Annotated in this window: 20 protein-coding genes; 12 read left to right on the top strand and 8 right to left on the bottom strand. The window is 63.8% G+C overall.

Annotated elements, in window-relative coordinates:
• Nucleotides 1-334: 334 nt before the first annotated feature.
• Nucleotides 335-619, bottom strand: a complete 285-nt coding sequence (locus JQ631_RS09390; protein ID WP_212325683.1) for a hypothetical protein — start codon at nt 617-619, stop codon at nt 335-337.
• A gap of 188 nt (nt 620-807) precedes the next feature.
• On the opposite strand from JQ631_RS09390, the gene JQ631_RS09385 reads away from it, so the two are divergent.
• From JQ631_RS09385 to JQ631_RS09375, 3 genes are all read left to right on the top strand, one after another.
• On the top strand, nt 808-1395 hold the full coding sequence (locus tag JQ631_RS09385; protein ID WP_212325682.1) for a formyltransferase family protein: 588 nt from the start codon (nt 808-810) through the stop codon (nt 1393-1395).
• Between the two features lie 217 nt (nt 1396-1612).
• Nucleotides 1613-1963 (top strand): hypothetical protein, encoded by a 351-nt coding sequence (locus tag JQ631_RS09380; protein ID WP_212325681.1) that lies wholly within the window; start codon nt 1613-1615, stop codon nt 1961-1963.
• On the top strand, nt 1908-2456 hold the full coding sequence (locus JQ631_RS09375) for a hypothetical protein (protein ID WP_212325680.1): 549 nt from the start codon (nt 1908-1910) through the stop codon (nt 2454-2456). Before JQ631_RS09380 ends, JQ631_RS09375 begins: the two co-directional genes overlap by 56 nt.
• Before the next feature lie 51 nt (nt 2457-2507).
• On the opposite strand, the gene JQ631_RS09370 is transcribed toward JQ631_RS09375, so the two are convergent.
• Nucleotides 2508-2906, bottom strand: coding sequence for a RidA family protein (locus JQ631_RS09370; RefSeq protein ID WP_212325678.1), 399 nt, complete (start codon nt 2904-2906; stop codon nt 2508-2510).
• A 144-nt stretch (nt 2907-3050) separates the two neighbouring features.
• Here JQ631_RS09370 and JQ631_RS09365 point away from each other — a divergent pair, with 144 nt between their 5' ends.
• Complete coding sequence (locus JQ631_RS09365; protein WP_212325676.1) at nt 3051-3929, top strand: DMT family transporter; 879 nt, start codon at nt 3051-3053, stop codon at nt 3927-3929.
• Between the two features lie 211 nt (nt 3930-4140).
• On the top strand, nt 4141-5574 hold the full coding sequence (locus JQ631_RS09360) for a caspase family protein (protein WP_212325675.1): 1434 nt from the start codon (nt 4141-4143) through the stop codon (nt 5572-5574).
• 208 nt (nt 5575-5782) lie between these two features.
• Here the strand turns inward: JQ631_RS09360 and JQ631_RS09355 are convergent, their stop codons facing one another.
• Nucleotides 5783-6025, bottom strand: coding sequence for a BrnA antitoxin family protein (locus tag JQ631_RS09355; RefSeq protein WP_212325674.1), 243 nt, complete (start codon nt 6023-6025; stop codon nt 5783-5785).
• Nucleotides 6026-6027: 2 nt separating this feature from the next.
• Nucleotides 6028-7005, bottom strand: a complete 978-nt coding sequence (cysK, locus tag JQ631_RS09350) for a cysteine synthase A (protein ID WP_212325673.1) — start codon at nt 7003-7005, stop codon at nt 6028-6030.
• A gap of 365 nt (nt 7006-7370) precedes the next feature.
• On the opposite strand from cysK, the gene JQ631_RS09345 reads away from it, so the two are divergent.
• From JQ631_RS09345 to JQ631_RS09335, 3 genes are all read left to right on the top strand, one after another.
• Nucleotides 7371-7790, top strand: coding sequence for a DUF305 domain-containing protein (locus tag JQ631_RS09345; RefSeq protein ID WP_212325672.1), 420 nt, complete (start codon nt 7371-7373; stop codon nt 7788-7790).
• Between the two features lie 2 nt (nt 7791-7792).
• A complete protein-coding gene (locus tag JQ631_RS09340) occupies nt 7793-9301 on the top strand; it encodes a YncE family protein (RefSeq protein WP_212325671.1) in 1509 nt (502 codons plus the stop codon).
• A gap of 210 nt (nt 9302-9511) precedes the next feature.
• Nucleotides 9512-9730 carry a hypothetical protein gene (locus tag JQ631_RS09335; protein WP_212325669.1) on the top strand — a complete coding sequence of 73 codons (219 nt, stop codon included), beginning with the start codon at nt 9512-9514 and terminating at the stop codon, nt 9728-9730.
• On the opposite strand, the gene tgt is transcribed toward JQ631_RS09335, so the two are convergent.
• Nucleotides 9727-10860, bottom strand: coding sequence for a tRNA guanosine(34) transglycosylase Tgt (gene tgt, locus JQ631_RS09330; RefSeq protein ID WP_212325667.1), 1134 nt, complete (start codon nt 10858-10860; stop codon nt 9727-9729). The genes JQ631_RS09335 and tgt overlap by 4 nt on opposite strands.
• 196 nt (nt 10861-11056) lie before the next feature.
• On the opposite strand from tgt, the gene JQ631_RS09325 reads away from it, so the two are divergent.
• The 4 genes from JQ631_RS09325 (at nt 11057) to JQ631_RS09310 (ending at nt 15274) form a co-directional block, all read left to right on the top strand.
• On the top strand, nt 11057-12238 hold the full coding sequence (locus tag JQ631_RS09325) for a patatin-like phospholipase family protein (RefSeq protein WP_212325665.1): 1182 nt from the start codon (nt 11057-11059) through the stop codon (nt 12236-12238).
• 146 nt (nt 12239-12384) lie between these two features.
• The gene (locus JQ631_RS09320) at nt 12385-13143 is read left to right on the top strand and encodes a TetR/AcrR family transcriptional regulator (RefSeq protein ID WP_212328548.1); all 759 of its coding nucleotides are present in this window, start codon (nt 12385-12387) and stop codon (nt 13141-13143) included.
• 270 nt (nt 13144-13413) lie between these two features.
• Nucleotides 13414-14019 carry a PepSY domain-containing protein gene (locus JQ631_RS09315; protein WP_212325663.1) on the top strand — a complete coding sequence of 202 codons (606 nt, stop codon included), beginning with the start codon at nt 13414-13416 and terminating at the stop codon, nt 14017-14019.
• Nucleotides 14020-14236: 217 nt separating this feature from the next.
• On the top strand, nt 14237-15274 hold the full coding sequence (locus JQ631_RS09310; protein WP_212325661.1) for an aspartate-semialdehyde dehydrogenase: 1038 nt from the start codon (nt 14237-14239) through the stop codon (nt 15272-15274).
• A gap of 18 nt (nt 15275-15292) precedes the next feature.
• Here the strand turns inward: JQ631_RS09310 and queA are convergent, their stop codons facing one another.
• The 3 genes from queA to JQ631_RS09295 are packed head-to-tail and all read right to left on the bottom strand — an operon-like array spanning nt 15293 to nt 17324.
• Complete coding sequence (queA, locus tag JQ631_RS09305) at nt 15293-16387, bottom strand: tRNA preQ1(34) S-adenosylmethionine ribosyltransferase-isomerase QueA (RefSeq protein ID WP_212325659.1); 1095 nt, start codon at nt 16385-16387, stop codon at nt 15293-15295.
• A gap of 50 nt (nt 16388-16437) precedes the next feature.
• On the bottom strand, nt 16438-16902 hold the full coding sequence (locus tag JQ631_RS09300; RefSeq protein ID WP_212325657.1) for a peptidylprolyl isomerase: 465 nt from the start codon (nt 16900-16902) through the stop codon (nt 16438-16440).
• On the bottom strand, nt 16899-17324 hold the full coding sequence (locus JQ631_RS09295) for a UCP034077 family protein (RefSeq protein WP_212325655.1): 426 nt from the start codon (nt 17322-17324) through the stop codon (nt 16899-16901). The genes JQ631_RS09300 and JQ631_RS09295 overlap by 4 nt, the downstream gene beginning before the upstream one ends.
• Nucleotides 17325-17330 lie beyond the last annotated feature (6 nt).

The following is a 17330-nucleotide window of genomic DNA, read 5'->3' as shown; positions in this document are numbered from 1 at the left end:
CGGCCCCGGCAAAAATGCCCGCGCGGCGCACTCGCACCGGCGGGACATTTTTGGTGTCGCGGTACGCAATACAAATCCGCGACGGATTCGTCGATACGACAGCGAGGTTGAGAACGCGTTACCGTTTGATGATTTTGGGGTGGCAGCAATAAAAAAGGCCGCTGGCGATCATGCCAGCGGCCTTTAGCCGGGTTTGAAAACGGATCCGGAATGAAATTTGGCCAGCCCCGGTGCGCGTAGTCTAGCGGCAAACGGCTAATTCCTTCTGTTAAAAACCAAACAGAGGAACCGGCACTGGGATGATTGCTGTCGACCGTGTCCGCGCGGCAACGGCTCAGTCCGTGACACAGACATATTTGCGCGGCCATTTGCGATAGGCGCTGTAGCGATAATACGGCCTGTAGGCATAGCCGCGATCAAGCGCCGGCGGCTCCTCGCCGTAATAGGCACCGTGGTAGAAATTGAAGATCGTCCCATCCGCGCAGCGATAGGCGTCCCAGGTCGGGCCGATGAACGGCGCGACGCCGGTTTCCGGCGGCACCACCGGATAGGGCCCGCCGGCATGAGCCGGAGCTGCCGCAATCAGGATGGCGGGAAGGATAAACCACGCGTTTCGCATGGGCTCGCTCCGGACAGGTCGCACCATGCGTATCGAAGCACCGGAACAGCCGGCAGCGCAATGGCGGAGTTCATTGCGCCAGCCCCCTTCGCATTGTTGATAACCGGCGCAAACGCCGCGCAGGTGGTGACAGGGCGGCCGGACGTGTTATCGGGGGATGACGCAGCCGCGGCACGGATCGGACAATCATGCGCATTACCCTCGTCGGCTCCCGCCATTTCGGCGTGACCACCCTGAACATGCTCCGCGAACACGGCGTTGGGGTCGTGCGGGTCGTGGTGGCCGACGCCGACGACCGCCTGGCCGCGACCGCCAAGGCTGCCGGCATCGAGGTGGTGGTGCAGGCCGATCCAAAGCTGGTGGTGGCCTCCGAGATCGCCCCCGACACCGACCTGATCATCACGGCCCATAGCCATGCCCGGATCGGCAAGGACGCGCTGGCGGCCGCCAAGCTCGGCGGGATCGGCTATCACCCCTCGCTGCTGCCGCGCCATCGCGGCAAGGCCGCGGTGGAATGGACGATCAAGGAAGGCGACCCGATCGCCGGCGGCACGATCTATCATCTTGCCGAGCGTATGGACGCCGGCGCCATCGCCGCCCAGGAATGGTGCTTCGTGAAGAAGGGCGAGACCGCCCGCGAGCTCTGGGAGCGTGCACTGGCTCCGCTCGGCCTCAAGCTGCTGGCCGATGTGATCGACTATGCCAAGGTCCACAAGGCCCTGCCGTCCAAGGCGCAGGACGAGCAGTTCGCGACCTCCGCCCCAAGCCTGTCCTAAGTCAGCCCGAGTAAGCCGCCTGTCCCGAGTCGCTCCCTCCGCCCCAATTAACGATTAACGTGAGGGGGCCTTGATTCCGCTTCGAAAATCGAAGCCGAAAACGCAAATAAACCATTGTTTCCACAGGAACAATTTTCAACTTTGCATCGCACCAAATTTCTGTCACATTTTGTCCGAATAACAGTCAGCATATCAGACAGATTCAAGGACGAAATTCATGCGTTTTGCTCGCATTGCGGCGTTCTGTGCCGCCTCGGTTTTCACCGCCGCTTTCGCCGCGCCCGCCTTCGCCCAGACCCCCTATGACGGCAACTGGCAGGTCACCATCGTGACCAAGACCGGCACCTGCGAACCGAGCGCAAGCTCCATGCTGACGGTTGCCGACGGCAAGATCACCGCGCCCGGCGCTAACGTTTCCGGCACCATCGGCAGTGGGGGTCTTGTGAAAGTTTCGATCAATGGTGCATATGCCAACGGTCAACTCAGCGGCAACGCCGGATCGGGGAAGTGGAATGGAGCATCTGCAGGCATACCGTGCAGCGGGCGGTGGGAAGCATCGCGCCAATAAGCTATTCGTGACTAACATCCTCAATCGGCGGCTGCTCGTGGCGGCCGCCGTTTTGTTTGTGACAGCTGTTGCCATGAGCACGGAGAGCAAGGCCCAGGTCGGCCCCTTCGCGCCGCTGGCGGGAAGCTGGAGCGGCTCCGGCACCGTCACCCTGGAAGATGGCTCGACCGAGCGGATCCGCTGCCGCGCCAAATACGCTCCGGTCGGCCCGACCATGGAGATGTCGCTGACCTGCGCCAGCGACGCCTACAAGTTCAACCTCGGCGCCAACGTCAAGGCCGAGGGCGGCGCCATCGTCGGCAACTGGAGCGAGACCAGCCGCAACATCAGCGGCTCGTTGCAAGGCAAGGGGAACGGCGGAAACTACGACCTGGTCGCCGCGACCGCCGGCTTCAACGCCAACATCTCGCTGCGGACCTCAGGCAACAAGCAGAACGTCACCATGCGCGCCGACAGCCAGTTCCGCGGCGCCAACATCTCGCTGTCGAAGTAAGCCGACAGCACCCGACACGATCATCGACCCGGCGACCTCGCCGGGTCTTTTTTATGGGTTCGGCACGAACGCCGTGACCTCGATCTCGACCTTGGCGCGGTCGTCGACGAGGCCGCCGATATAGAGCAGCGTCGACGGAGGGAAATTGCGTCCGAGCGTCTCCTTCCAGGCCGCACCGATGCCGGCGCCCGCGGCCTCGTATTCGCCGCGGCTGGTCAGGTACCAGGTCAGGCGCACGATATGCTCGGGGCCGGCGCCGGCCTCTGCGAGCAGCTTGATGATCCGCTTCAGCGCAGTCGCGACCTGGGCGGCCATGTCGGATTCGTAATTGCCGGCCTCATCGCCGCCAGTCTGCCCGGCCAGCACGATCCAGCGGCCCGGCCCCTCCGCCACCACGCCATGCGAGAAACCACGCGGCTTTTTCCATTCGGCTGGCTGCAAGATACGCATGAGCGGATATCTCCCGATTTTCTTGTTGGTCTGCGCTTGGCTTAGCACGCCATCCTGCATCGCTGCATCCGCAGATTTGGCCGTTGCAAACAGCGGCAATGTCGCCGATACCGGCCTCCCCCTCGAGTTCGGTCTCCCGCATCGATGAGCACAACACCGTCACGAACGATGGCCGCGCTGTGGATGGCCGGCTGGCTGTCCCTGATGCTGGTCATGGCGGTGGCCGGGCGCGAGACCACGCGCGACCTGAACGTTTTCCAGATCATGGAGGTTCGCTCGCTGATCGGCTTCACGCTGCTGCTGCCGATCATCTACAGGTCCGGCGGCTTCAAGGCCGTCGCGACCAAGCGTCTGCCCCAGCACCTCGCTCGCAACGGCGTGCATTATTTCGCGCAGCTCGGATGGTTCTACGCGTTGACGCTGATCGGAATCGGCCAGGTCGTCGCGATCGAATTCACGATGCCGATCTGGACCGCGCTGCTCGCCGCAACCTTCCTGGCCGAGCGCATGACCGTCTGGAAGATCGCGGCCGTCGCGCTTGGCGTCGTCGGCGTCGTCATGATCGTGCGGCCGGCCACCGGCGAGATCAATCCGGGCCAGTTGATCGCGCTCGGGGCCGCGATCGGCTTCAGCATCTCCATGGCTCTGGCGAAATCGCTGACCCGGACCGAAAGCGCATTATCGATCCTGTTCTGGATGATCATGGTCCAGATGGTCGTCGGCTTCGTGCCGACGCTCTACGTCTGGGCCTGGCCGTCGGCCACGCTCTGGGGCTGGCTCTTCGTCATCGGGGTCTGCGGCACTTTTTCGCACTACTGCCTGGCCAGCGCGCTGCGCTATGCGGACGCGACGATCGTGGTTCCCATGGACTTCCTGCGGGTTCCCCTCACCGCGACCGCGGGCTGGCTGCTGTATTCCGAGCGGCTCGACGCCTGGACTGTCCTCGGCGCGGCCCTGATCCTGTGCGGCAATCTGCTCAATTTGAAGCCGGCCACCAGCCCCGTTCCCGCCCGCGCGCAGTGAACCCGCGCGCTGCCTGGCGCGACCAATCAAAGTGGTCAAGCGTGATTTGGATCACGTTGGAGGGGCATTCCATCGTGCACATTCGATCACAAGGCAATGGGTTGAGTCAGTTGGGTGAACCGTCGTTTTGCTGGCGCGAGGTCCGGCGCTTTCGTATAGGTTCGACGCCAATTTGTTGCTGCCTATCATTCGATTCTGTTGGGGATTTCAGATGCGCACTCTCACCATCATCGTTTCGCTGATGTGCATGGCGCTGTCGGTCAGCGCCGCGAAGGCGGACCGCCGCGTCGCCTTCGTCGTCGGCAACGGTGCCTACAAGAACGTCGCACAATTGCCCAACCCGCCGATCGACGCAAAAGCCATGGCGGCCACCCTGCGCAATGTCGGCTTCGAGGTGATTGAAGGATCCAACCTCACCCGCGACCAGATGACGGAGAAGCTGCTCGATTTCGGCCGCAAGGCACAGGGCTCCGACGTCGCAGTGTTCTATTATGCCGGCCACGGCATCGCCGTCGGCGGCACCAACTATCTCCTGCCTGTCGATGCCGACATCAAGTCGGAGATGGACGTCAAGCTCGGCGCCGCCATCAACATCGACCTGACGCTCGACCAGACCATGGGCGATGCCAAGGTCAAGCTGGTGTTCCTCGACGCCTGCCGCGACAATCCGTTTGCCGCCAAGATCAAGTCGAACTCCGCCACCCGCAGCGTCAATGTCGGCAGCGGTCTCGCCGAGATGAAATCCGGCGAAGGTACGCTGATCGCATTCGCCACCGGCCCCGGCCAGACCGCGCTCGACGGCCAGGAGGGCAACAACAGCCCCTTTACCCGCGCGCTGATCGACAACATCACCAAGCCCGGCGTCGAGATCCAGCAGGCGATGACCTCGGTCCGCGCGCAGGTGAACGAGGAGACCCACAAGGGCCAGCTGCCCTGGGGCCACACCAATTTGATTGGCGCGGTTTACCTCAATCAGGCGCCGGCCACCCAGGTCGCCAATGCGGCACCGACGGCCTCGAGCGGCGCGCCGGCGGCCGCGGCCACCAGCAACTCCGACGGTGTCGAGCTCGAGTACTGGCGCTCGGTGAAGGAAACCAACAAGCCGGAAGAGCTCAACGCCTATCTCTCCACCTATCCAAACGGCCAGTTCAAGGCACTGGCGCTGGCGCGGCTCGCCGCGATTCAGAACGGGCCGTCGACCACGACCCGCAACCTCAATGCCGGCGTTGATCCCGCAACATTCACCGATCCCGCCAGCCAGCTCACCGAAGACCAGATCGGCCTCGACAAGGGGCAGCGCCGCGACGTGCAGCGCCGCCTCAACGGCCTCGGCTTCGACACCAAGGTCACTGGCGCGTTCAACGACGAGACCCGCACCGTGCTGAAGCGCTGGCAGGCCGCCCGCGGCTATCCGTCGACGGGCTTCCTGAACAAGCTCCAGCACAAGGCCTTGCTCTCCGAGATCGTGGCGGCCGCACCGGCCACTGCGAGCGAGGACAGCCCAAAGCCGGCCCGCCGTGCCCCTGCACAGGCCCAGAGCGCTCCCGCGCCGCGTCACAGCGGCGGCGGTGGTGGCGGTGACGCCGGCGCAGCCTTCGTGGGCGGCGTGGTTGGCGGCATGATGGGCGGCATGTTCCGCCGCTGAGGCACTTCTCTCCCAAACACAGAAAGCCCGGCTCACGCTGGGCTTTTTCGTTGGGCAATGCCGTCGCCACATACGCCGACATTGCGAGCGCAGCGAAGCAATCAGAGACTTTCCGCGGCAATAGTCTGGATTGCTTCGTCGCAAAGAGCGCCTCGCAATGACTGAGATGGAGATGCGTCTCATGCGGAGGTACTGACCCCGCAGGCGCTTACTTCCCCGCAGCCTTGCGCAGTGCCTCGTTGATGCGGTCCTGCCAACCGGGACCACCCTGCTGGAAGAACTCCAGCACATCCTGATCAATTCGCAGCGTGACCTGTTCCTTGATGCCAGGCGCCACGTTCTGCTTCGGGAGCGGCGCAGCGACCTTTGCCGTCACCTTCTTGAATGCGGCCTCTGCTTCGGTGCGCGCATCGCCCAATGTCCGCGGCCGCCTCGGTGGTTGATCCGCCATGCCTAGATTCCCTCAAACAACACTGTCGAAAGATAACGCTCGGAGAAGGACGGCACTATAGCCAGGATGGTTTTTCCCGCAGCTTCCGGCCGCCTGCCGATTTCGAGCGCTGCGGCGATCGCCGCCCCCGAGGAGATCCCGCCCGGGATGCCCTCATGCCGCGCCAGCGCCCGCGACATCTCGATTGCAGTGGTCGAGTTGATCTTGACGATCTCGTCGATCACCGAACGATCGAGAATGTCGGGCACGAAGCCCGCGCCGAGACCCTGGATCTTGTGCGGCGTATGCTGGCCGCCCGACAGCACCGGGCTCTCTTCGGGCTCCACCGCCACCACGCGTAAGGAGGCCTTGCGCGGCTTCAGCACCTGACCGACACCGGTGATGGTCCCGCCCGTGCCGACGCCGGCGACGAAGAAGTCGATGTTGCCTGATGTATCGTTCCAGATCTCCTCCGCCGTGGTGCGACGATGCACCTCGGGATTGGCGAGGTTCTTGAACTGCTGCGGCATCACCGAATTCGGCGTCGTCTTCAGGAGCTCTTCGGCCGCGGCGATCGCGCCTTTCATGCCCTGGGCGGCCGGCGTCAGCACCAGCTCGGCGCCGAGGAAGGCGAGCATCTTGCGCCGCTCGACCGACATCGATTCGGGCATCACCAGCTTCAAACGGTAACCACGCGACGCCGCAACGTAGGCGAGCGCGATGCCGGTGTTGCCGGAAGTCGGTTCGATCAGCACGGTGTCGGGCTTGATGATGCCCGCCTTCTCCATGGCGATGATCATGGCCGCGCCGATGCGATCCTTCACGCTCGCGGCCGGATTGAAATATTCAAGCTTGGCGAGAATGGTCGCATTGACGCCATGCATGCCCGGCAGCCGACGCAAGCGCACGACCGGCGTGTCGCCAAAAGCCTCCACGATCGAGTCATAGATGCGGCCGCGGCCGGGTTGGTGTCCTGCGCCCGTTTTGGACGATGCGTCCATGATCAACTCCCTTTACGACGATTCGCGACGTTCCTCGTGCGTCTGGATCGCACGACCGTCAACGTCGGCGCAATCACAATAGCAACACGCGCGAACGACTTCCATCAACCCACCTCAATTTCACATTCGCACGGATACTCAATCGCTTGCAGACGTTTTCAGGTGTCTCTCAACGACCCCGCAGGCAATATGCGCCGCACCTGCTGATGTCTTCTGCTTCGAGACAAGTCACGATGAATTCCTTCTCCAAAATGACTGCAATGAAGTTCCGACTGCTCGCAGCGCCGCGCTACGACCCGCTCTGGAATCTCACCCTGCTCTGGAAGCTCGACCAGATCGCGAAATGATCACCTGAGGAACAACCTATGTGGAAGACCCTCGCGGTCGCCCTGCCGCTGTCCGTCGTCGCATACGCGGGCGGCGCCAGGTTCGGCAGCCAACCCGTGCATATGGCATCGCAGATGATGATGTCCGAGCTGTGCGGCGATGAAGCGCCGTTCATGGCTGAGAACCAGACCGCGATGCATCGCATGATGAGCGACATGGACATCGCGCCATCGGGCGATGTCGATCGGGATTTCTCCGCCATGATGATCCCGCACCACCGCGCCGCCATCGCGATGGCGCAGTCCGAATTGCGTTACGGCCGGAACGAATCCCTGCGGCGCATCGCCCAGGAAATCATTGTCGATCAGCAGCAGGAGATCGCCGTCATGCGGCTTGCGCTTGATCAACCGCCGCCGACAACCACAGCGGCACTGGTTCGCAAACAACGGGAAAAATAGTCATGAAGCGAATTCTCGCGTTCACAACGTTGCTGTGCCTGTCGGGCTTTTCGTCGATGCCGGCCTGGAGCGGACAAGCGCCGGGGTCGTCGGCCGCAGCGGACATTCCCGTCAGCCACCACGATCGAGTCTATGCGGCCGAGCAGTTCTCCAACACGGTCTCGGTCACCGATCCCGTCGACAACAAGCTGCTCGGCGTCATCAGGCTGGGCGCGCCCTCGCCGGCGAATCTCAGTCCGCTCTACCGCGGACAGCTGCTCGTGCACGGCATGGGATTTTCACCCGATCACCGCACGCTGGCCGTGGTCTCGATCGGATCCAACTCCGTCACCTTCATCGACACCGCGACCAACATGGTCAAGCACACGACCTATGTCGGCCGCTCTCCGCATGAAGCCTTCTTCACGCCCGACGGCAGGGAAGTCTGGGTCACCGTGCGCGGCGAGAACTACGTCGCCGTGCTCGATCCCGTCAGCTACGCGGAGAAAGCGCGGATCGTGCTGGCGAACGGACCGGGGATGCAGATCTTCTCGCCCGACGGCAAATACGGCTATGTCTGCTCGTCGTTCAATCCGGAGGTCACCGTCATCTCGGTCGCCGATCATTCCATCGTCGGCAAGGTCGCGCAGGCAAGCCCGTTCTGTCCTGATCTCGCAGCCACGCCAGATGGCACGCAGGTCTGGTTCACGTTGAAGGATATCGGCAAGACGCAGGTCTTCGACGCCCGGCCTCCCTTCAACCTGATCAAGACGCTGGATACGGGCCCGATCACCAACCACGTCAACATCGTCCGTAACGCGAACGGACAGTTCGCCTACATCACCGTCGGCGGCCTGAACGAGATCCAGGTCTACCGCACCGACGACTTCACCAAGGTCGCGACCATCGAGGTCGGCAGGCTACCCCACGGCATCTGGCCGTCGGGCGATGGCTCGCGGGTCTATGTCGGGCTGGAGAATGATGACCAGCTCGCTGCGATCGACACGCTCACGAACCGCGTGATTGCTAACATCCCGATCGGCCAGGCACCTCAGGCCGTCGCCTATGTGCCCGATGCGGTGCCTGTTGCGCGCGAGTCCGGCAATGGCGCCATGAGCGTGATGGACGATACGACCCGTCCCGAAACGACGAATTTGCAGCAGCTCGGTATTGCCGGCCAGGTCGCGCACTTCACCATGGCCTCAGTCGGTCAAGCCTCCGAGCACCCGAAGGCGCTGACCAGCGTCAGCCTGTTCGACCAGGGCCTTTCGCAGGTGTTGCAGGCCGCAGCCACAGGTCTGGAGCCGAAACACGCTTACGTGTTGGCGCTCGCCACGCATGCCGACGGCAGCGGCGAGCTCGAACCTCTGGCAGGCTTCATGACCAACCCGGCGGGATCGGCGATCGTGAACGCGCTCGGTCCGATCCGTCAGATTGTGCAGAGCGACACGCCGGACTCGCGTCGCTATCTCGTGATCGCGCCCGGCTCCATGACCGAGGTTGGAAAACCGGTCCAGATCCAGGCGCCCTAAGCGGCCTGACACGACACCAACACCATGTCATCACCGCAACGTCATCTTCGCTATCGCAACGCACACATTGCGTTGCGATAGCATCGGAACCAATGGCAAGACGCCATCGAAGCGGAAGCAATTACGGAAAATCAACGCATTCGTGTTGCGACCTCGTCAACTGATTCTGCTTATGTTAGACTTAGGTCTCGAAGCAGGGAGGTCACCACGATGTCAGCAGTCGCTGAAGTGTTGTCGACCGTAGTGCCGAAGCGCGATCCGCGTTGCAGCGAATTGCCCACCTGTCCTGTGTGCGCCGACTCCATGGTCGCCGCTGAAGCCTCCGCCTACGTCTCGGATCACGTGATCAGCTATCTCTGGACCTGCGACACCTGCGGCTACGGCTTCGTCACCAAGCACGCCGTCAAGCAGCGGCTCGTCTGCAACTAGCGCGGGGCGATATCGCCCCTCGCCCAGTCCTCGCGCGTGCGCTGATAGAACTCGTCGAACGTTCCGTGTGCGATCGCGTCCCTGATGCCCTGCATCAGGAACTGGTAGTAAGCGATATTGATTTCGGACAGCAGCATCGCTCCCAGCGTCTCACCGGCCTTGACGAGATGGTGCAGATAGGCGCGCGCATAATTGCGCGCCGACGGCCATGAACTCTCCTCATCCAGCGGGCGCGGATCGTCGGCGTGGCGTGCGTTGCGCAAGTTGACCTGGCCTAAACGGGTGAAGGCGACGCCATGGCGACCATTGCGGGTCGGCATCACGCAGTCGAACATGTCGACGCCGCGCTTCACCGCCTCGAGAATGTCGTCGGGCGTGCCGACACCCATCAGATAACGCGGCCGATCAGCCGGCAGCGCCGGCGCGGTCTCGTCGATCATCGCCAGCATCACGGCCTGCGGCTCGCCGACGGCCAGACCGCCGATCGCATAGCCGTGGAAGCCGATCTCGACGAGGCCCTGCGCGCTCGCATGGCGCAGCTGCGGGATGTCGCCGCCCTGCACGATGCCGAACAGCATGTAGCCATCGGGCGCGCTCTCGAAGGCCCGCTTTGAGCGTTCAGCCCATCGCAGCGACAGGCGCATCGCGCGGTCGATGTCGTCGCGCTCGGCCGGCAGCCGCACGCATTCGTCCATCTGCATCGCGATGTCGGAACCGAGCAGCCGCTGCACCTCGATCGAGCGTTCCGGCGAAAGCTCGATTTTGGCGCCGTCGATATGCGAGCGGAAGGTGACGGCGTGCTCGCTGATCTTGCGCAGGTCCGATAGCGACATCACCTGGAAGCCGCCGGAATCCGTCAGCATCGGTCCATTCCAGCCGGTGAACCGCTGCAAGCCGCCCAAAGCGCTGATCCGCTCGGCGCCGGGCCGCAGCATCAGATGATAGGTGTTGCCGAGCACGATGTCGGCGCCGGCATCGCGCACCTCGCGCCAGTGCATGCCCTTCATGGCGCCGGCGGTGCCAACGGGCATGAAGGCAGGCGTCCGCACCAGGCCATGCGGCGTGGTCAGGCGACCGGTGCGCGCGGAGCCGTCGGTGGCGAGCAGTTCGAAATGATTGGGTAGAGTCATGGCGGTGCTTATTGCGTGTCGGGCGAGCCCGATCAACCCGCACGATGCCCCAGACCGGGATAGCGTTGACGGGGACGTGATGTCGCCGGCCGCTTGATGAACAAAACGATACAGTATAGTTTAGTAGCGGGGCTGGACGAGATGCCGCGGGCAAATTGCCGGCGGCAGTCAAAGCGTGATCGTCAGCCACCAACCAATGCCTCTCCCCACATCTTCGACCGACGCGTCCGCCCCCTCGGGTGGCTGGACAAAGCGGACAGTCGCCCGCCTGACCCGGTCGCTGGCACTTGCGTGCATCCTGGCGCTCGCCGCCTGCAGCTCGCTCCCCCGCACGCCCTACACGGCGGCCGATGCCAGTGCCTCTCGCGTGCTCGATATCGACGGCCTCAGGCGCTACGCCGACGACACCGTCACGAAGTTCAGCTTCGAGCAGGACAAGGCGACCGGGAGCCGGACCTACCTGGCACTCTCGGGCGGCGGTGCAGATGGCGCCTATGGCGTCGGCGTGCTGAACGGCTGGACCGCGGCGCGCAACCGCCCGACGTTCTCCGTCGTATCAGGCGTGAGCACCGGCGGCCTGATCGCGCCGTTTGCATTCCTCGGATCCCAATATGACGACACGCTGCGGGAGCTCTATACCAGCGGCATCGCCGAGAGCCTGCTGAACGACCCCAGCATCATGCGCGTGCTGTTCGGCTCCGGCCTGTTCGGCAATACGCGGCTGCGCGAGTTGGTGGCGCGTTATGTCGGGCCGGAGATCATGGCGCAGGTCGCGCGCGAGAACGCCAAAGGCCGCCGCCTGCTGGTAGTTACCACTGATCTCGACACCCAGCGCACTGCGATCTGGGACATGGGCAAGATTGCCGCGGTCGGCACACCCGAGGCGCTCAAACTGTTTCGCGACGTGATGGCGGCCTCCGCCAGCATCCCGCTGGTGTTTCCTCCGATCCTGATCGAGGCCGAAGGCCAGGGTCACAGGTTTCAGGAGATGCATGTCGACGGCGGCGTGACCGCGCCGGTACTGACGCTGCCCGAAGCGCTGCTGTTCCAGGGGCGCCTGCCCGGCAACGAGAAGATGGACATCTACATCCTCGTCAACAAGAAGATCGAGCGCAACTTCGAGCTCGTCGCCAACAGCACGATCGATGTCGCCTCACGCAGCCTGTCCTCGATCACGCAATCGCAGACACGCGCGATCATCTTCTCGACCTATGAATTCGCCCAGCGCAACCACCTCGGATTTCATCTCTCCTACATCGAGCGCGATTATCCGGCACCGCCATCCGAAGGCTTCGACACCGCCTATATGCGGGCGCTGTACCAATACGGATATGAGAAAGCGGCAGGCGGACGGGCCTGGACCTCGCGGATGCCGTGATCTCCGTGCGGCGGAACGGCCTCGGTCGCAGACCGTTGACGATACGGCCAGTTCGGCCAGATTCGCGATGACGCCCCCGTTGCTGCGCGTTATACAGCAATGCACACTGGCAGAACGCGCAGGAATCATTGGGCACATCGTTGGGCATGGCATTGGCTGCGACCAAGGCAAGAACGGCAGCACCTCGGCGCGAGGCGTCGAAATCGCGCGGCGGCCGGCCGACGAAGAGTGCTGCGATCGAGCGTGATCAGCGGCTGATCGAGGTCGCCACCCGCCTGTTCCTCGATCGCGGATTTGATGCCACCTCGCTTGACGCGGTCGCGGAAGCGGCCCGCGTCAGCAAGCCGACCGTCTACTCCCGTTACGGCGACAAGCGCGGCCTGTTCGCCGCCGTGCTGAGGCGCGAGATCTCGCGCTGGCTCGCGCCGCTGTCGGCCGCTGCCGAGACGCAGCTCGGCAGTTCGTCCGACATCTCGGTCGAACAGCGGCTGATCGAGATCGGACGCGAGATGCTCAATTTTACCTGTGGACCCGATGCGGTCGCCTTCAGCAGGATGATGACATCGCAGGCCATCAATTTCCCTGACGTCGCCAAGCTCGGCAAGGAGGAAGGCTGGCTAAAGGCCGTGGCGACCACCGCGCGCTTCTTTGACCATCTGGTGGCGCAAGGTGCGCTCGCCGTCGACGACACCACGATCGCAGCCGAAGTGTTTCTCGACGTCGTCGTCGGCCACACCCACCGCATGGCGACGTTCGGCACGCCGATGGAGCTGAAGGCCGCCGAAAAGCGGATGCGCGCAGCGATCAAGCTGTTCCTGGCCGGCGCGCTCGGACCCGCCGACCGCGTGAGGGAACCTTCAAGAGACACGGCCAAAGCCGCCCAACGGCGCCGCACTTCCCGCTGACAATTCCGTGAGACCGGCGATTTGTCCCCTGCGGGCGATGGCCTCTTCGTTGACCGAAATAAAACGATACGGTATGGTTTTGTTTATAGAGCGGTGCGGGCCACTTTTTTTCACGAGCCCCAAAAGAGGACCGGATCGCTTAAGATCGGAGCAACGGGTACAGCCCGTGGTGACGCTCCGCGGCCGGCCGATGCCCAAGGTCGGCCGCGATTTCTTTACGAACATCCGGCAGACTTGCTACCTAAGATCCGCCGGCCGAAGGTTTGGACCATGAGCGCGACAAGACCAGGGGTGTACGGGTTGCTTGCGATCGCCCTGTCGGGGCTGCTCATCGCAACACCGGCCCGTGCGACCGTCTCGGCAGGCGCGACACCCACCGCCCTTCACAATGAGACAGATGGTGACGCCGCGGCGGACCGCCAGGCCGTCAGCCGCGAGATCGAGCGCTTCCGCAGCTCGTCGATCTCGATCAGCCAGGCCATGGCGATTGCGGAGGCCCGGCATGCCGGCGCCACCACGGCGGATATCAGCTTCGACGGCGGCTCGGGCGTACCGGTGTACCGGGTCAAGACCCTGCACAACGACCGCATCTGGCGCTACACCATCAACGCCGCGACGGGCGAGGTCATGGGCGGTGAAGCCGCCCTGCCCCTCACCGAGCTCGACCACGACGATCGCAGCAATCTCGCCGTCCTCGGCAGCATCAGGCATCGCCTCGCCGACGCCGTGCGCGTCGCCGAGAAGGCTGCATCCGGCAAGGCCATCAGCGGCGGGCTGGTGCGCGACGGCGGCCGGCTCAATTTTGCGATTGTCGTCATCAGCGGCGACGACCTCAAGGAGGTCCTCCTCGAGCCGCCGGGCGTTCGGGGCAAGTAACGAGAGCCACGGTCCCTCCCAAAGACCATTGACGGGCGCAGGACTCTCCCGCATAAGTCGCCACCATGTTCACGACCACCAAACGCACGACCAAAACCACCACGGCCTTCGGGGCCCGGGGAGGCGTGCGCGCATAGTCGTCGACTAAACGCATCAAGCTCTACCGAAGCCCCGCCCAAGATGGTCCGGGGCTTTTTTGTTGTCTCAATCGATCTCAATGGAGGACATAGTGAGTAACGATCCCGTCGTCGCGATTGTCGGCGTCACCGGTGCGGTGGGCGCCGAATTCATCGCCACCATGGACAAGCGCGGCTTTCGCGTCGGCAAGCTCAAGGCGCTGGCCAGCGCCCGCTCCGCCGGCAAGACGGTGTCATTTCGCGGCCAGAATGTCGTCATCGAGGAATTGACCGAGCGCGCCTTCGAAGGCGTCGACATCGCGCTGTTCTCGGCCGGCAGCGGCATCTCCAAGAAGTTTGCCCCGATTGCGGTCAAGGCCGGCGCTGTCGTGGTCGACAATTCCTCCGCCTTCCGCATGGATCCGAACGTTCCGCTTGTGATCCCCGAGGTCAACGGCAACCGCATCCGCGATCACAAGGGCATCATCGCGAACCCGAACTGCGCCGCCATCACCGCGCTGGTGCCGCTCTGGCCGATCCATCAGAAGAACCGCATCAAGCGCGTCATCATCTCGACCTACCAGGCCGCAAGCGGCGCCGGCGCAGCCGCGATGGAGGAGCTCGTCGAGTCCACTCGCGCCAATCTCAATGGGCAGGTCTATACGCCCAAGGTGATGCCGCACCCCTACGCCTTCAACCTCTTCAACCACAACACCGCCGTCGACCCCGAGACCGGCTACAACGACGAAGAGACCAAGGTCATCAAGGAAACGCGCAAGATCTTCGAGGACGAGAAGATCGCCATCGGCGTCACCTGCGTCCGCGTGCCGGTGTTGCGCGCGCATTGCGAGGCCATCACCTTCGAATGCGAGAAGCCGATCACCGAAGACCAGGTCCGCGCCATCATGGCGCAGGCGCCCGGCGTGAAGGTCGTCGACGATCGCGTCAAGAACTACTTCCCGATGCCGATCGACGCTTCGGGTCAGGACGACGTCCTGGTCGGCCGCATCCGCAAGGACCTCAGCGACCCCTCCGGCCATTCGATCTCGATGTTCGTGGCAGCCGATCAGTTGCTCAAGGGCGCTGCGCTCAACGCGGTTCAGATCGCGGAGTTGTTGCCTCAGCGGGTGATGGCGTAGGGGAAATCGTAGGGTGGGTTAGCCAAGGCGTAACCCACCCTGCGGCTCTGCCCGAAACAACAGACACGCATCGCCATACGAATAAAACCGGTATTCATTCGCGATCGCGTGCGCGTAGGCCTGCTTCATCGTGTCCAGGCCGGCGAAGGCCGACACCAGCATGAACAATGTCGACTTCGGCAGGTGGAAGTTCGTCATCAGAATATCGACCGCACGGAAGCGATAGCCGGGGGTGATGAAGATCGAAGTCTCGGCTGTAAAAGGCTGGATCTTGCCGTCCTCGCCCGCTGCGCTCTCCAGCAGGCGCAACGACGTGGTCCCGACGGCGACGATGCGGCCGCCGTTTTTGCGTGCGGCGTTGAGCTGCTCCGCCGTCTCGGCCGAGATCGTGCCCCACTCGGCGTGCATCCTGTGGCCGTCGGTGTCGTCCACCTTGACCGGCAGGAAGGTCCCCGCCCCGACATGCAGCGTGATGCGGTTTATGCCGACGCCGCGGGCGCTCAGCGCCTGCTCCAGCGCCGGCGTGAAATGCAGGCCCGCGGTGGGCGCCGCCACCGCGCCTTCGTTCGCCGCGAACATGGTCTGGTAGTCGGCGAGATCCTGATCGTCAGGCGTGCGCTTGGAGGCGATGTAGGGCGGCAGCGGCGGGCTGCCGAGATCTTCGATGGCCTGGTCCAGCGTCGGGCCGTGGAACGAGAATGACAGCGTCACCTCGCCCTCCTCTCCCTTGGCCTCGACCTCGGCATCGAGGTGACCGAGCAGGCAGACCTTGCCTTCATTGCCGAAGCGGATGCGATCACCGGCGACAAGCTTCTTCGCGGGCCTCACCAGCGCCTGCCAGCGCGAGCCGTCGAGGCGCTTGATCAGCGTGGCCTCGATCTTCGGCTCGGTCTCGCGGCCGATGCGGCGGCCTTTCAATTGCGCCGCGATCACCTTGGTGTCGTTGACGACGAGTTGGTCGCCCGCCTTCAGCCAGTGGGGCAGATCGGCGATGGTCTGGTCGCGCAGCACGCCGTTCTCGACGACCAGCATCCTGGCGGCGTCGCGCGGGCTCGCCGGGCGCAATGCAATGCGCTCGGGCGGCAGATCGAAATCGAAGAGATCGGTGCGCATGCGTAGCTTACCACCAGGAGCGCGCCACGCGCGCCCCTGGAATGAGCAGCCTACTGCTTGTCGGCCGCCATCCGCGCCTTGACGATCTTGTCCGGGTTCTGCACCGGCTCGCCGCGCTTGATCTTGTCGACGTTCTCCATGCCCTCGGTGACCTTGCCCCACACCGTATACTGGTTGTCGAGGAAGCGGGCGTCGTCGAAGCAGATGAAGAACTGGCTGTCGCCGGAATCCGGGCTCGCGGCACGGGCCATCGAGGTGGTGCCGCGCACATGCGGCTCCTTGTTGAACTCGGCCTTCAGCTTCTGGCCCGAGCCGCCGGTGCCGGTGCCGTGCGGGCAGCCGGTCTGCGCCATGAAGCCGTCGATCACGCGATGGAACACGATGCCGTCGTAGAAGCCTTCGCGAACGAGCTCCTTGATGCGCGCGACGTGGCCGGGCGCGAGGTCCGGACGCATCTCGATGGTCACGGGGCCCTGCGTGGTCTCGAGGATCAATGTGTTTTCGGTGGCGCTCATGCTCGTCTCTCTTGCGTTGGAGGTGAAGTCTTGTCAGGTGACGTTTTGCGGTTACGGAACTGGATCGCGAATGGACGTCCCGCAGCGGCGCCGGCCATTGCATCGGTAAATGGCATCGGCGTGCAGCGTTGCAACGCCTCCATCACCGCGATCCGGTATTGCAGCCGGTCATTGTCGGAAGCCTCCGCGGATTCATAGGTAATCCTCGGGTGGCCCAGAATGTTTCCGGACCGGTTAAAGCTCACGACGACCGTGATGTCGAGCGGGCGAGCCTTGGCCGGCGGTGGCGGCTTCCAGCAGGATCGCAAGTGCTGGAAGACCTCCTGGATGGTGTTGACCTGCGCGCCCTCTGCGGCCGCGCTGGTGACGCTCAACAGCAACGCCGCGGCAGCGAACAGGAGCCTGTCGCCGCGGCGCGCCATCGTCCT

Origin of the sequence: Bradyrhizobium manausense (assembly GCF_018131105.1) — a bacterium.
GTDB classification, from domain to species: domain Bacteria; phylum Pseudomonadota; class Alphaproteobacteria; order Rhizobiales; family Xanthobacteraceae; genus Bradyrhizobium; species Bradyrhizobium manausense_B.
This window is presented reverse-complemented; position numbering and strand designations above follow the sequence as displayed.

What these genes read in the sequence shown, in the direction of transcription:
- JQ631_RS09390 (WP_212325683.1), bottom strand. Translation starts at nt 619, where the DNA reads ATGCGAAACGCGTGGTTTATCCTTCCCGCCATCCTGATTGCGGCAGCT.
- JQ631_RS09385 (WP_212325682.1), top strand. Translation starts at nt 808, where the DNA reads ATGCGCATTACCCTCGTCGGCTCCCGCCATTTCGGCGTGACCACCCTG.
- JQ631_RS09380 (WP_212325681.1), top strand. Translation starts at nt 1,613, where the DNA reads ATGCGTTTTGCTCGCATTGCGGCGTTCTGTGCCGCCTCGGTTTTCACC.
- JQ631_RS09375 (WP_212325680.1), top strand. Translation starts at nt 1,908, where the DNA reads ATGGAGCATCTGCAGGCATACCGTGCAGCGGGCGGTGGGAAGCATCGC.
- JQ631_RS09370 (WP_212325678.1), bottom strand. Translation starts at nt 2,906, where the DNA reads ATGCGTATCTTGCAGCCAGCCGAATGGAAAAAGCCGCGTGGTTTCTCG.
- JQ631_RS09365 (WP_212325676.1), top strand. Translation starts at nt 3,051, where the DNA reads ATGAGCACAACACCGTCACGAACGATGGCCGCGCTGTGGATGGCCGGC.
- JQ631_RS09360 (WP_212325675.1), top strand. Translation starts at nt 4,141, where the DNA reads ATGCGCACTCTCACCATCATCGTTTCGCTGATGTGCATGGCGCTGTCG.
- JQ631_RS09355 (WP_212325674.1), bottom strand. Translation starts at nt 6,025, where the DNA reads ATGGCGGATCAACCACCGAGGCGGCCGCGGACATTGGGCGATGCGCGC.
- cysK (WP_212325673.1), bottom strand. Translation starts at nt 7,005, where the DNA reads ATGGACGCATCGTCCAAAACGGGCGCAGGACACCAACCCGGCCGCGGC.
- JQ631_RS09345 (WP_212325672.1), top strand. Translation starts at nt 7,371, where the DNA reads ATGTGGAAGACCCTCGCGGTCGCCCTGCCGCTGTCCGTCGTCGCATAC.
- JQ631_RS09340 (WP_212325671.1), top strand. Translation starts at nt 7,793, where the DNA reads ATGAAGCGAATTCTCGCGTTCACAACGTTGCTGTGCCTGTCGGGCTTT.
- JQ631_RS09335 (WP_212325669.1), top strand. Translation starts at nt 9,512, where the DNA reads ATGTCAGCAGTCGCTGAAGTGTTGTCGACCGTAGTGCCGAAGCGCGAT.
- tgt (WP_212325667.1), bottom strand. Translation starts at nt 10,860, where the DNA reads ATGACTCTACCCAATCATTTCGAACTGCTCGCCACCGACGGCTCCGCG.
- JQ631_RS09325 (WP_212325665.1), top strand. Translation starts at nt 11,057, where the DNA reads ATGCCTCTCCCCACATCTTCGACCGACGCGTCCGCCCCCTCGGGTGGC.
- JQ631_RS09320 (WP_212328548.1), top strand. Translation starts at nt 12,385, where the DNA reads ATGGCATTGGCTGCGACCAAGGCAAGAACGGCAGCACCTCGGCGCGAG.
- JQ631_RS09315 (WP_212325663.1), top strand. Translation starts at nt 13,414, where the DNA reads ATGAGCGCGACAAGACCAGGGGTGTACGGGTTGCTTGCGATCGCCCTG.
- JQ631_RS09310 (WP_212325661.1), top strand. Translation starts at nt 14,237, where the DNA reads ATGGAGGACATAGTGAGTAACGATCCCGTCGTCGCGATTGTCGGCGTC.
- queA (WP_212325659.1), bottom strand. Translation starts at nt 16,387, where the DNA reads ATGCGCACCGATCTCTTCGATTTCGATCTGCCGCCCGAGCGCATTGCA.
- JQ631_RS09300 (WP_212325657.1), bottom strand. Translation starts at nt 16,902, where the DNA reads ATGAGCGCCACCGAAAACACATTGATCCTCGAGACCACGCAGGGCCCC.
- JQ631_RS09295 (WP_212325655.1), bottom strand. Translation starts at nt 17,324, where the DNA reads ATGGCGCGCCGCGGCGACAGGCTCCTGTTCGCTGCCGCGGCGTTGCTG.